This window comes from Kitasatospora sp. CB02891, assembly GCF_002803145.1.
In the GTDB taxonomy this organism is placed as follows: Bacteria; Actinomycetota; Actinomycetes; order Streptomycetales; family Streptomycetaceae; genus Kitasatospora; species Kitasatospora griseola.
Genome location: NZ_NNBO01000005.1, coordinates 87,118 through 100,188, shown reverse-complemented (window position 1 = coordinate 100,188; position 13,071 = coordinate 87,118). Strand labels below are relative to the sequence as shown.

Genomic DNA, 13,071 nt, shown 5'->3' with positions numbered 1-13,071 from the left:
GGCACGAAGAGCGGCTGTCAGGCCTTCTTGACCACGCTGGACTTGAGCTGCATGGCGCCGAAGCCGTCGATCCGGCAGTCGATGTCGTGGCCGTCGACGCCGTCGACCAGCCGGATGTTGCGCACCTTGGTGCCGGCCTTGATGCCGGAGGCGTTGCCCTTGACCTTCAGGGCCTTGATCACGGTGACGGTGTCGCCGTCGGCCAGCACGTTGCCGACGGCGTCCCGGATCTCCCGCTCCCCCGCCGACTGCGCCGCGTTCTCCTCCGCGGGCGCCCACTCGTGGCCGCACTCGGGGCAGACCATCAGGGCGTCCATCTCGTAGGTGTACTGGCCGGCGCAGCTGGGGCAGGGGGGAAGGTTGTCGCTCATCGGGCCAGGATAGCGGCCGATCGGCCGCTATCCGGACGCCTGAACGATCAGTTGACGCTGACCGCGCTCCACGCGGCGGCGACCGTCGCGTACTCGGCCGAGCCGGCCCCGTACAGGTCGCGGGCGGCGTTCAGGGTGGCGGTGCGGGCGCCGGCGTAGTTGGTGGTGGAGGTCATGTAGACGGTCAGCGCCCGGTACCAGATGGCGGCGACCTTCTGGTTGCCGACGCCGGTGACGGTGGAGTTGTTGCAGGTCGGGCTGTTGTAGGTATAGCCGTTGACGGTCTTGCTGCCGCTGCCCTCGCTGGCCAGGTAGAACCAGTGGTTGGCGACGCCGGAGGAGTAGTGCACGTCCAGCTTGGCGACCGACTTGCTCCAGCAGTCGGCGGAGCGGCCGTCCAGCGAGGGCTTGTCGAAGCGGCGCAGCCACGGCGGGGTGGACTGGTCGCTGAACAGATAGTCGGGGGTGTCGACGGCGTTGTTGGCGTACCACTCGACCATGGTGCCGAAGATGTCGCTGGTGGCCTCGTTGAGGCCGCCGGACTCGCCGCTGTAGCGCAGGTTGGCGGTGGCGCTGGTGACACCGTGGGTCATCTCGTGGCCCATGGTGTCGAGGTCGACCTGCTCGGGGTCGGTGGTGCCGTCGCCGTCGCCGGTCATCATGCAGAAGCAGCTGTCGACCCACTGGGCGTTGTCCCAGTTGGTGCCGACGTGGACGAACACGGTGGCGCCGCGGCCGTCGTTCTTGATGCCCTTGCGGCCGAAGGTGTTGAGGTAGTAGTCGTACGTCCAGGCGGTGTTGGCGTGGGCGTCGACGGCGGCGGTGGTCCGGTCGGTGGAGAACTTCCGGCCGTCGCCCCACACGTTGTCGGCGTCGGTGACCAGGTTGCCGGAGGTGGCCTTGACGCTGCTGGAGCCGAGGTTCCTGGCGTCCCGGGTGGAGTGGCCGCGCACCGGGTCGATCAGCGCGTAGCTGCCGTCGGCCTGCTGGGTGGTGTCGATCCGGACGTCGCCGGTGTACTCGGAGTGGCCGGTGCCGGCGACGGACTGCTCGGAGTCCCAACTCTCGATCGCCTCACCGGTGGTGGCGTCGGTGACGACGACCCGGCCGGTCGGCTGGCCCTGCTTGCCCTCGCCGCTGACGGTGGTCTGCCAGGCGAGGCGGGCGGCGCCGTCGGCGGCCCAGACGACCAGTTCGGGGGTGGCGGTGGCGCCGGATATGCCCTGGGCCTGGCCGAGCGCGGCGGCGGCGCCGTGCTGCGGGGAGACGGACGGCACCACGGACTTCACCGCCGGGTTGTGGCCCTTGGCGCGGGAGGAGTCGGCGAGCTTGCCCCGGGCGTCCTGGTGGACCACCAGGTCACCGCCGACCACCGGCAGGCCCTGGTAGGTGCGGTCAAAGCGAACGTGCTGGGCGCCGTTCGCGTCGATGATCACGTCCTTGACCTTCAGGCCCTGGCCGGCGCCGAAGCCGAACAGGTCGGCGTGGTGCGCGACGTTCGCCTCCGCGCGGGCGATCGCCGCGTCGCGGCCGGGGGCGGCGGAGGCGGTGTCGACCTGGACGGCGGCGACGAGCAGGGCGGCGCTCGCGGCGAGGGCGCCGGCGGTGAGGGTGCGGCGGCGTGCGGAGGAGGAGGGGCTCACTCGTGACTCCAGTCGGGTAGCTGGGGGCTGGCCGACTGACAGCCTGTCGGTGAACACGCAAACAGTTCTATGAACAGTAAATGAAAGTAATCGGTTCGTATCCCAGCACCCTCACCCCCGCCGTTCGGGGGGGCCGCTCGACCGGCACGGGAACGACCAACGGCCCTCCCGCCGCGCGGACGCGACGCGCAGGATCGGAGCATGACCCGCGAACCCGCCCCCTCCCCCGACGGCATCTCCCTCGACCCCGGCCAGTGCCTGCGCCTGATGGCCCGTCACTCGGTCGGCCGGCTCGTCTACACCCGGCACGCCCTGCCCGCCGTGCTGCCCGTCCGCTACCGCCTGGTGGACGGCGGAAGCGTGCAGGTCGACCAGCCCGACGAGGAACTGCTGCGCGCCGTGACCGGCACCGTGGTCGCCTTCCAGGCCGACCAGGTCGACCCGACCGACGGCAGCGGCTGGACGGTCACCGTGCTCGGCCACGCCGACGCCGTGCACCCGGCCGCGGCGACCGGGCCGCCCTCGGTGTCCGTGCGGATCCGCCCGGAATGGGTGTCCGGGCTGAGACTCCTGCCGCCCCGGCCCGCCGACCGGCCCCGCCGACCGGGACCTCCGGCCCTCGCGCCCGACGCCGCCCGCCCCGCAGAGTGGGAACGTCGGCACCGGTCCGGCACCGACCGAGGAGGCGAAGGGCGATGCGGCACTGCACCGTCGGAGCGATGATGACCCGTCACGTGGTCACCGTCAGCCCCGGTACGGGCTTCCGCGAGATCGTCGCGCTGCTCGCCGAGTACGACATTACCGCCGTGCCGGTGGTCGACACCGACCACCGGCCGCTCGGCGTGGTCTCCGAGGCGGACCTGCTGCGCACCCAACTGGCCCAGTACGACCCGGCGTCCATGCTGCCCGCGCCCGTGCACCTGCGCGGCACCGGCACCACCGCCGCCGACCTGATGACCTCCCCAGCGGTGTGCACCACCCCCGACTCCACGGTGGTCGCCGCCGCCCGCCTGATGACCCGTCGGCGGGTCAAACGCCTGCCCGTGGTCTCGCCCGCCGACGGCCGCCTGATCGGCACCGTCAGCCGCGGCGACCTGCTGCGGGTCTTCCTCCGCGAGGACCGGGCGATCCGCCGCGAGATCGTCGAGGAGGTCCTCACCACCGTCGAAGGCGCCAGCCCCGCGCTGATCGCCGTCGACGTCGTCCAGGGCGAGGTCACCCTCAGCGGCACCACCGCCCCGCACTGCCCCGCCCGCACCCTGCGCGAACTCTGCGCCGCCGTCGACGGCGTGGTGTCGGTCACCGACCGCACCACGCACGCCGCCTGACGCTACGTCAGCCCAGGATCCCGATGCGGCGGGCGGCCGCGATCCACTGCGGGAACTCGGACAGCAGCCGGTCGTACAGCTCCGGGTCCGGCAGCGTGCTGATGTCGTCCACCGCGAAGAAGCCGACGTTGTCGACCCGGCGGCCCGGCAGCTGGTCGAAGTACTCCAGCACGCCGTAGTTGGAGTGCCCCAGGCCGACGAACTGCCAGAAGATCGGCTCCTCCACGGCCGCCCGCAACTGCGCCTCGATCTCCGAGTTGCGGTAGACGCCGCCGTCGGAGAAGAACAGCACCAGGGTGGGCAGCGGCGACGGGTGCGCGTGCACGAACGCGCGCACCTCGGCGATCACCTTCTGCTCCTCGTTCTGGATGCCGACCGCCCTCATGTCCACCCGCCCGTCCGGCAGCGGCGGCCGCACCCGGCGACGCCCGAAGAGGCTCATGTTCGCCTCGCCCGGCCGCACGTGCAGCCGCAGCCACTCCGGCAACCCCGGCAGGCTCAGGTCCGGCAGCCGGGCGGGCTTGGTGGCGAACGTCCACGCCTGCATCGTGCCGTCGTCGTCCAACTGCGCGGCCACGGCGGCCATCCGCTCCACCACGTCCGCGACCACGCCCCGGCCGTACAGCCCCGCCATCGACCCCGACGCGTCCAGCACCAGCAGGATCCGCGCCACCACCCCCTGCGCGCCGTGCTTGCGCAGGCTGACGGCGACCTGCTGCTTGCGCAACGAGAGGCGCTTGCGCATGTCGACGGGGAGGTGTTCCTCGGCAGCGGCGGCGAAGTCCGGCGCGTGCGCGGGCCGCGGCGGGACGGCCGGGGACGCCGACGGGTGCGGGGAGGACAGCGGCTGGGTGACCGTCGGCGGCGGCACTTCGACCGGCCCCGGCACCGGCGCGGGCACGACGGACCGGGACTCGGGCCGCGAGTCCGCCGGGCGCAGCCTGAGCTCACGGGTGGCGTCCGGCCCGAGCCCCGCCACCGGCACCGGTCCGGGCTCGCGCCCGGGCTCCGGCACTGGCACCGGCTCGGGAACGGGCTCCGCCGCCGGGCGCAGCCCGAGGGCGGGCTGCGGGACGGTCGCCGGCTCGGGCCGGGGCTCCGGCAGCGACGCCGGGCGCAGCCTCAACTCACGAGTGGCGTCCGGCCCGGGCCCGGGCCCGAACTCGGGCGCCGACTCCAACTCGGTGACGGGCAACGCCTCTTCCGCCGCACGCCGCGCGGGCTCCGGCACGGAGGCGTGCCCGCTGGTCGGCCCAGCCCCTCCCACCGAGTGCCGCACCCCGAACCCGCCGGTGACATCCGCCGTCGGCTCCGGCGCGGGCTGCGACACAGAGGCGTGCCCGCGCTCCGACGCCGGGCCGGCTTCTTCCGCCGCATGCCGCGCGGGCTCCGGCACCGAACCGTGCCCGCTCGCCGACTCCGACTCAGCCGCTTCCACTGGGTGCCGCACCGCGAGCCCGCCCGTGGCGTCCGCCGCCGGCTCGGGCGTCGGCACCGCGGTGGGCACAGGTTCTGCCGCCGCACGCGGCCCGGGCACGGGCGCCGACGCCGACTCCGCACCCAGCGCAGGCACCTGCCCGTCGGCCACGTCCACGTCCATGTCCACGTCCGCGTCCGCATCCCCCTCCGCCGGCAGGTCGAAGCCGTACGCGGCGGCCACGCCGTTCAGGCCGTTGGCCCAGCCCTGGGCGACGGCGCGGAACTTCCACTGGCCGCCCCGGCGGTAGAGCTCGCCGCCGATGAGCGCGGTCTCCCGGCCGGCCTCGATGACGAAGCGGGCGAGCGGCAGGCCGGTGCGGGCGTCGGAGATCAGCAGGGTCAGGTCGGGGACCCGGCCGAAGGTGCCGTCGTCGCCGGTGGCGGCGAGCAGCAGGACGCGCTGGACGGCGGCGTCGCGGACGTCGAGCGCCGCGAGGTCGGCCTCGATCCGTTCGACGGGGGCCTCGGCGCCGCCGGTGCGGCCGCGGTGCAGGACCGCGCCGGAGCGGTGGGTGGGTCGGTGACGCCGGATCAGGTCGCTCGCGTCGCGGGCCTGTCCGTCGGCGGTGAGCAGCAGGGCGGCCGCGCTGAGGTCGGGGACGCCGGGTGCGGGTGTCCAGGTGAGGTCGGCGTGCACGGCGGGCACGTCGATCGGGAGGTTGCTGCCTTTGGCCAGGGATCTCGCGGTCACCGCCACAGTCTCGCCCATCGGGGGCGTGCGACGCGCCCCCCGGGAGGCAGGTTCTGCGGGCGGCGGCGGGCGCGGCGCTACGGTGGGGGCCGGACCGTGGGCGAGCCGGGAGCGAGGTGGTCCTGGTGCACGCGGTCACCGACTGGCTGCGCGGGCTCTCCGGGCCGGTGGTGTACGCGGTGGTGGGGGCCCTGGTGTTCGCCGAGGACGCGTTGTTCTTCGGGTTCGTGCTGCCGGGCGAGACGGCCGCGGTGCTGGGCGGGCTGCTGGCGCACCAGGGCAAGGTGTCGCTGGGCTGGATGGTGCTGGTGGTGGTGTCCGCGGCGGTCCTCGGCGATTCGACGGGGTACGAGGTGGGGCGCCGGTTGGGTCCGGCGGTGCTGCGGACGAAGACGCTGCGCAAGCACGCGGACCGGGTCGAGGGGGCGCAGGACCTGATCCGCCGTCGGGGTCCGGTCGCGGTGCTGCTGGGACGGTTCGTGGCGTTCTTCCGGGCGTTGATGCCGGCACTGGCGGGGGTGTCGCGGATGCCGTACCCCCGGTTCCTGCTGTTCAACGCGATCGGCGGGGTGCTCTGGGGGGTGGGGTTCACGCTGCTCGGCTACTTCGCGGGTTCGGCGTACTCCCGGGTGGAGGGCACGGTGGGGCGTTCGCTGGCGGTCGCGGTGGCGGCGGTGGTGGTCGTGGCCCTGGTGGTGTGGCGGGTGCGCGCGCACCGCCGCGAGGCCCGCCGTGAGAGCCGTGAAAGCCGTGCCGACAGCCCTGCCGACACCCGCGCCGACGGCCCTGACGACCGCCCCGACGAGAGCAGTGACGAGGACAGTGGCGAGGGCCGCGACGACCGGGGGCCGAAGCAGGACTGACGACCCGTCGGGCGCGCGGTGGCCGACCGTCCCGCTCCCGGCAGGGCCCGTCGGCTCCCGGAGGTGGACCGTTCGGCCCTCTGCGCGGCCGGGGCGAGGGAGCAGGCTGGAGTCATCGGGAAAGGAGTTTCTGATGAACCGTCTGCAGACCCGTAGTGTCGCCGAGGTGCTGGTGGAGACCCGCGGCGAGGTTTCGGCCGGCGCCCCCGACTATGCGCGGGTGAAGATCGCGGCCGTGCTGGACCGGTTGGACGAGCCGGTGCTCGGAGTCCGGGTGCGGCTGGTGCAGGAGCCCAACCACGCGATGGCCCGGCCCTCGCGCGCCCAGGCCACCGTGGACGTCAACGGGCGTCCGGTGCGGGCGCACGTCGCGGCGGCCACCATGCGCGAGGCGGTCGACCTGCTCCAGGACCGGCTGGTGTCGCGGATCGCCCGGCTGCGCCACCACCGCCGCCCGACCCGTACGCCGCTCGGCTGGGCGGACGGCCTGGACCCGGAGCACCGCCCGCAGCGCCACCACCGCGCGCCGGAGGAGCGTCGGCTGGTGCGGCACCGCAGCTACAGCGCGGCGCGGCTGGGCCCGCTGGACGCGGTGTTCGAACTGGAGGCGATGGACTACGACTTCCAGTTGTTCACGGACGCCGGGAGCGGTTGCGACAGCCTGGTCTACCGGGGCGCGGCGGGCGGCTACCGGCTGGCCTCGACCGGCCCGCTGCCGGCGCCGGTGCCGGGCCTGGTGACCAGCCGGCTGACGGTGCCCTGCCTGACGGGCGACCAGGCGCGGGCCCGACTGGACCTGAGTGGCCTGCCGTTCGTGTTCTACACCGATGCCGCGACCGGCCGCGGCAACGTCATGTACCACCGTTACGACGGGCACTACGGGCTGATCACGCCCGCCGCGTAGCGGTCGAGCCTTCGGCAGGCGTGGGGGTCTGTCCGGAGGCGGGAAGAGCTCCCGGCGGGTGTGGGGCCCGTCCGGGAGCGCGGGAAGAGGAGTCGGGGACGGTGTGGGGCCGTCCCCGGCTCCCGCTTTTTTGGCTCATTACCTGCCCACTGACGGCCGATTGCCTCGACATTACGTCGACAACGAAGTATTTCGGCCAACTTCTTGCCGCATGGGTGACGCGTCCCCAACAAAGCTGGCACTGTACCGTCCCATCGCCGCACAGGCCCTGGCAGACGCACGTGCACCACGACGGTGCGGCGACCCGTCGGGCACCGTCCGACCCGTTCGAACCACCAGCTCTACCGGGCGGCTCCATCCCTGCCCTCCCGGCTGACTCCGGCCGTACCCACGCGGCCGTCGCAGAAGGAGTTCCGTGTGACTCGATCCTCCCGAAAGACCGTCACCGCGACCGCGCTGATCGCCGGCGCCGCGATGATCGCGGCCGCCCTGACGTCCGGTGTCGCCGCCGCCGACACCACCGAGCAGGCCCCGGCCGAGGTCCAGGCCGTCGCGGGCGCGCTGCCGGTGCAGCTGTCGGCGGACCAGCGCGGCGAGCTGCTGGCCGTGGCGGACGCGGCCAAGGCGGAGACCGCGAGGTCGCTGGGCCTGGGATCGGAGGAGGCGCTGATCGCCAAGTCCGTGACGAAGGACGCGGACGGCAGCGTGCACACCCGCTACGAGCGCACCTACGCCGGGCTGCCGGTCCTCGGCGGCGACCTGGTGGTCCACACCGCCCCGGACGGCTCCACCTCGGGCGTCACCAAGGCCACCGAGGCGGACATCGCGGTCGACACCACCGCCAAGGAGAGCGCCGACTCCGCGCGGACCTTCGCGCTGGGCAGCGCCGAGGGCGCGCAGGTCGAGGAGCCGGCGGCCGACAACGCCCGCAAGGTGGTCTGGGCGGCGTCCGGCACCCCCACGCTGGCCTGGGAGACGGTCGTCACCGGCACGCAGGAGGACGGCACGCCGTCCGAGCTGCACGTCATCACCGACGCGAACACCGGCAAGAAGCTCTTCGAGTACCAGGGCATCGAGACCGGCATCGGCAACAGCCAGTACTCCGGCCAGGTCACCATCGGCACCACGGCGGCGGGCAGCGGCTTCGCGATGACCGACAACACCCGCGGCGGCCACAGCACCTACGACCTGAACGGCACCAGCGGCACCCGCACGCTGGTCACCAACCCGACGGACACCTGGGGCGACGGCACCGTCGCCAACCGGCAGACCGCCGCCGTGGACGCCGCCTACGGCGCCCAGCTCACCTGGGACTACTACAAGAACGTCCACGGCCGCAACGGCATCAAGGACGACGGCGTCGGCGCCTACACCCGGGTCCACTACGGCAAGAACTACGTCAACGCGTTCTGGTCCGACAGCTGCTTCTGCATGACCTACGGCGACGGCGCGGGCAACACCCACCCGCTGACCTCGATCGACGTCGGCGCCCACGAGATGACCCACGGCGTCACCTCCGCCACCGCGAACCTGATCTACAGCGGCGAGTCCGGCGGCCTGAACGAGGCCACCTCCGACATCATGGCGTCCGCCATCGAGTTCTGGGCCGGCAACCCCCAGGACAAGGGCGACTACCTGGTCGGCGAGAAGATCGACATCTACGGCACCGGCGCCCCGCTGCGCTACATGGACAAACCCTCCAAGGACGGCCGCTCCCGGGACGCCTGGTCCGCCGACCTCGGCTCGATCGACGTCCACTACTCCTCCGGCCCGGCCAACCACTGGTTCTACCTGGCCTCCGAGGGCAGCGGCGCCAAGACCGTCAACGGCGTGAACTACGACTCCCCGACCTCCGACGGCCTGTCGGTGACCGGGATCGGCCGGGACGCCGCCGCCAAGATCTGGTACCGGGCGCTCACCACGTACATGACGTCCTCCACCAACTACGCCGCGGCCCGCGTCGCCACCCTGAAGGCCGCCGCCGACCTGTACGGGCAGACCAGCACGACCTACATGAACGCCGCCAACGCCTGGGCCGCCATCAACGTCGGTCCGCGCGTCATCGACGGCATCATGCTGGACTCCGTCGCCTCCCAGGTCACCGCGGTCGACGTGCCCGCCGAACTCCAGCTCCACGCCATCAACTTCAACCCCGGTCAGCTCACCTTCCACGCGACCGGTCTCCCCGACGGCCTGAAGCTCCACCCGGTCACCGGCCGCATCACCGGCACCCCGACCACGCCGGGCACCTACACGGTCACCGTCGACGCCAAGGCCTCCCACCACAGCAACAGCGTCACGACGTTCACCTGGAAGGTCGCCAGGGCCGTCGTCGAGAACACCACCCGGACGCCGATCCCGGACGCAGGCGCCGCGGTCTTCTCGGACATCGTCGTCGACCGGCTCGCCGGCCAGGCGCCGAGCGACCTCAAGGTGGCCGTGGACATCAAGCACACCTGGCGCGGTGACCTGGTCATCGACCTGGTCGGCCCGAACGGCACGGTGTACTCGCTGAAGAAGAGCAACGTCGGCGACTCGGCCGACAACGTCTTCGAGACCTACACGGTGGACGCCTCCGCCCAGCCCGCCAACGGAACCTGGCGGCTGAAGGTCCAGGACATGTACCGGGGCGACAGCGGCTACATCGACGGCTGGAAGCTCGTCTTCTGATCCGTCCCTGCGCCGACCGTCCCTGCGCCGAGGTCGTCCGCTCCCGGAAGCTCACTTCCGGGAGCGGACGACCTCCTGGATGTGCGGGACCGCCCGCACCAGGGTCAACACGCCGCTGATCACCGCGGCCAGCCCGAGCAGTTCGGGCAGCAACCACCAGCCGGTGCGCACCGTCTCGTCGAACAGCGCCACGCCGAGCAGCAGGCTGACCCCGGCGTCGCCGATGGTGAGGGCGGGCTGCGAGACGGCCAGCGACCCGGCCTGCAGCGCGTTCTCCAGCAGCAGGACGGCGGCGATCCCGGTGAGCGCGAAGCCGTAGGTCTGCCAGACCGAGAAGAACGCGCCGGGGCCGTGGTCGGCGAAGGTGCCGGTGGCGGACTTCAGCAGCGCGGCGGTCAGCGCGTTGCCGACGGCCGCCGCACTGCCCAGCGCGCCGGCCCGGACCACCGGGGTGCGCCAGTGCCGGGCGGCGAGCACGGCGGCCGCCATCATGCCGAGGCAGCCCGCCAGCACGGGCACCCAGCGGCTCATCGGGGCCTGGTCGGTGCCCCCGGTGGGCGCGGCGCCGGCGAGGAACACGACGAGGCCGCCGACCACGGCGCCCACCCCGGCCCAGCCGGCCCGGGGCAGTCGGCGGTGCAGCAGCGGGGCGGCGATCAGCAGCGCGAACGGCAGTTCCAGCACGAACACCGGCTGCACCAGGGCGAGCGCCCCGAAGCTCAGCGCCAGCGCCTGGAACAGGGCCGCCCCGGTCACCCCGGCGATGCCGATCAGCCAGGCCGGGTCGTGCGCCAGGGTGAGCACGAACCGCAGGCCGCCGCCGCGGCCGAGCTTGGCGGCCGCCTTGCGCTGGAACGCGGTGCCGGCGGCGTTGGAGGCGGCGCTGAGCACGGCGAACAGGACGGCGAGTGCGGGCACGCCCCCATGCTCTCCCGTCCCGGTGGCGCAGCCGTGCTTCCCCCGCCCCGATTGCGCCGGACGGGCGGGTCTCCCGACGGCCCGTCAGTCGCCCAGCAGCCGGGCGGCCTGTTCGCGCATCTCGACCTTGCGGATCTTGCCGGTGACGGTCATCGGGAACTCGTCGACCACGTGCACGTAGCGCGGGATCTTGAAGTGGGCGAGCCGGCCGGTGCAGTACTCGCGGACCGCTTCGGCGGTGAGCGGGCGGGCGCCCTCGCGCATCCGCACCCAGGCCATCAGCTCCTCGCCGTACCGGGCGTCGGGGACGCCGATCACCTGGACGTCGAGCACGTCGGGGTGGGTGTACAGGAACTCCTCGATCTCCCGGGGGTAGAGGTTCTCGCCGCCGCGGATCACCATGTCCTTGCTGCGGCCGGTGATGCTCAGGTAGCCGTCCTCGTCCATCACGGCGAGGTCGCCGGTGTGCATCCAGCCGTCGGGGTCGATCACCTCCGCGGTCCGCTCCGGCTCGCCCCAGTAGCCGAGCATCACCGAGTAGCCGCGGGTGCACAGTTCGCCGGTGTCGCCGCGCGGCACGGTGCCGCCGGTGGCCGGGTCGACCACCTTGACCTCCAGGTGCGGTCCGACCCGGCCGACGGTGGAGACCCGGCGCTCGATCGAGTCGTCGGCGCGGGTCTGGGTGGAGACCGGGGAGGTCTCGGTCATGCCGTAGCAGATGGACACCTCGGTCATGCCCATCCGGCCGATGACGTCCTTCATCACCTCGATCGGGCAGGGCGCGCCGGCCATGATGCCGGTGCGCAGGCTGCTCAGGTCGTAGCCGTCGAAGTCCGGGTCGGCGAGCTCGGCGATGAACATGGTGGGCACGCCGTACAGCGAGGTGCAGGACTCGGCGGCGACCGCGGCCAGCGTCGCGGGGGCGTCGAACGCGGGCGCGGGGATCACCATGCAGGCGCCGTGCGAGGTGGCGGCGAGGTTGCCCATCACCATGCCGAAGCAGTGGTAGAACGGCACCGGGAGGCAGATCCGGTCCTGCTCGGTGTAGCCGCACAACTCCCCGACGAAGTAACCGTTGTTGAGGATGTTGCGGTGCGAGAGGGTGGCGCCCTTGGGGAAGCCGGTGGTGCCGGAGGTGTACTGGACGTTGATCGGGTCGTCGGCGGACAGCTCCTCCCCGATCCCGGCCAGCACCGCCGGATCGCCCTGCCGCCCAGTCAGCAGCAGCTCGTCCCAGTCCGGGCCGTCCAGCAGCACCACGTCCGTCAGCGCGGCGCAGCGCGGCCGGACTTCGTCGACCATGGCCGCGTAGTCGGAGCTCTTGAACTGCCGGGCGGCGACCAGCAGGCGTACGCCCGCCTGGTTGAGGACGTACTCCAACTCGTGCGAGCGGTAGGCGGGGTTGACGGTGACCAGGATCGCGCCGAGCTTGGCGGTGGCGTACTGGGTGAGCGTCCACTCGGCGCGGTTGGGCGCCCAGATGCCGACCCGGTCGCCGCGGCCGACGCCCTTGGCGCGCAGGCCGAGCGCCACCGCGTCGACGTCGGCGGCGAACCGGGCGTACGTCCAACGGCGGCCGGTGGCGCACTCGACCAGCGCCTCGCGCTCCGGGAAGGCCCGGACGGCCCGGGCCAGGTTCGCTCCGACGGTGTCGCCGAGCAGCGGGGTGCCGGTCGGTCCTGAGGAGTGGCTCGGCTGGCTCGGGGCGTGCGACACGGGGCCTCCTGGGCGCGGTGGTGCAGAACGACGAGTACCCATGCTGGCCACCGGAGGGCCCGTTGACCAGTCTCCAAGTGGGGGTGGTGCGCGCCCGCTTGACGATCAGTCGGCCTGCCGGGCCCGCTCCGGGCGCAGGTACCGCTCCCAGATCAGCGCCTTGCGGTACGGGCCGTCCCCGTCGGCGTCGTACTGCGGCGCGTCGAAGCGCACCCAGTACGCCGACTCGCCCGCCCGGGCACGGGGGTGATCGACGGGCTCGGGCGCGGCCAGGTCGTCGACCGTGCCCTCGAACTCGACCTGCCAGGGCCCGTCCCACTCCGTGGAGCGGACGACGGTGACCCGGGCGCCGGGGAGGAGTGCGCGGGCGGGCCGGTGCCGGTCGGGCGGGCGGACCGTGAGCCGTTCGAAGGCTGCCCGGTCCCGGGGCTGCTCCGGGTCGAGGGGTGGGTCATTGGCCATGGCGATCATCCTGCTGGCCGGGCACT

At 73.1% G+C, this 13,071-nt stretch carries 10 protein-coding genes and 2 pseudogenes; 5 read left to right on the top strand and 7 right to left on the bottom strand.

From position 1 onward, the window contains the following. Positions 1-17: 17 nt before the first annotated feature. Together CG736_RS13665 and CG736_RS13660 are read right to left on the bottom strand one after the other, a co-directional pair. The gene (locus tag CG736_RS13665; protein ID WP_100586478.1) at positions 18-371 is read right to left on the bottom strand and encodes a zinc ribbon domain-containing protein YjdM; all 354 of its coding nucleotides are present in this window, start codon (positions 369-371) and stop codon (positions 18-20) included. 47 nt (positions 372-418) lie between these two features. Next, positions 419-2,014 carry a M4 family metallopeptidase gene (locus CG736_RS13660; protein WP_100586477.1) on the bottom strand — a complete coding sequence of 532 codons (1,596 nt, stop codon included), beginning with the start codon at positions 2,012-2,014 and terminating at the stop codon, positions 419-421. 201 nt (positions 2,015-2,215) lie between these two features. On the opposite strand from CG736_RS13660, the gene CG736_RS13655 reads away from it, so the two are divergent. Together CG736_RS13655 and CG736_RS13650 are read left to right on the top strand one after the other, a co-directional pair. Continuing rightward, positions 2,216-2,737, top strand: coding sequence for a pyridoxamine 5'-phosphate oxidase family protein (locus CG736_RS13655; RefSeq protein WP_100586476.1), 522 nt, complete (start codon positions 2,216-2,218; stop codon positions 2,735-2,737). Beyond that, positions 2,734-3,342, top strand: a complete 609-nt coding sequence (locus CG736_RS13650) for a CBS domain-containing protein (RefSeq protein ID WP_232733981.1) — start codon at positions 2,734-2,736, stop codon at positions 3,340-3,342. Before CG736_RS13655 ends, CG736_RS13650 begins: the two co-directional genes overlap by 4 nt. 7 nt (positions 3,343-3,349) lie before the next feature. Here CG736_RS13650 and CG736_RS37675 read toward each other — a convergent pair. Both CG736_RS37675 and CG736_RS37670 read right to left on the bottom strand, forming a co-directional pair. After that, positions 3,350-4,108 (bottom strand): annotated as a pseudogene (locus tag CG736_RS37675) (VWA domain-containing protein); the annotation flags it as partial. Positions 4,109-4,999: 891 nt separating this feature from the next. Continuing rightward, positions 5,000-5,530 (bottom strand): annotated as a pseudogene (locus CG736_RS37670) (TerD family protein); the annotation flags it as partial. Between the two features lie 107 nt (positions 5,531-5,637). On the opposite strand from CG736_RS37670, the gene CG736_RS13640 reads away from it, so the two are divergent. From CG736_RS13640 to CG736_RS13630, 3 genes are all read left to right on the top strand, one after another. Continuing rightward, the gene (locus tag CG736_RS13640) at positions 5,638-6,375 is read left to right on the top strand and encodes a DedA family protein (protein ID WP_100586717.1); all 738 of its coding nucleotides are present in this window, start codon (positions 5,638-5,640) and stop codon (positions 6,373-6,375) included. A 133-nt stretch (positions 6,376-6,508) separates the two neighbouring features. After that, complete coding sequence (locus tag CG736_RS13635) at positions 6,509-7,279, top strand: sigma 54 modulation/S30EA ribosomal C-terminal domain-containing protein (RefSeq protein ID WP_043907762.1); 771 nt, start codon at positions 6,509-6,511, stop codon at positions 7,277-7,279. Between the two features lie 474 nt (positions 7,280-7,753). Next, on the top strand, positions 7,754-9,949 hold the full coding sequence (locus CG736_RS13630) for a M4 family metallopeptidase (protein WP_100586716.1): 2,196 nt from the start codon (positions 7,754-7,756) through the stop codon (positions 9,947-9,949). A 51-nt stretch (positions 9,950-10,000) separates the two neighbouring features. Here the strand turns inward: CG736_RS13630 and CG736_RS13625 are convergent, their stop codons facing one another. The 3 genes from CG736_RS13625 to CG736_RS13615 all read right to left on the bottom strand — a co-directional run bounded on the left by CG736_RS13625 (position 10,001) and on the right by CG736_RS13615 (position 13,045). Then, positions 10,001-10,867 carry a DMT family transporter gene (locus CG736_RS13625; RefSeq protein WP_100586473.1) on the bottom strand — a complete coding sequence of 289 codons (867 nt, stop codon included), beginning with the start codon at positions 10,865-10,867 and terminating at the stop codon, positions 10,001-10,003. A gap of 84 nt (positions 10,868-10,951) precedes the next feature. After that, positions 10,952-12,625: an AMP-binding protein gene (locus CG736_RS13620; protein ID WP_198520492.1), complete on the bottom strand. Its 1,674-nt coding sequence runs from the start codon at positions 12,623-12,625 to the stop codon at positions 10,952-10,954. Between the two features lie 63 nt (positions 12,626-12,688). Beyond that, positions 12,689-13,045 (bottom strand): ferrous iron transport protein A, encoded by a 357-nt coding sequence (locus CG736_RS13615; protein ID WP_100586471.1) that lies wholly within the window; start codon positions 13,043-13,045, stop codon positions 12,689-12,691. Between the last annotated feature and the right edge of the window lie 26 nt (positions 13,046-13,071).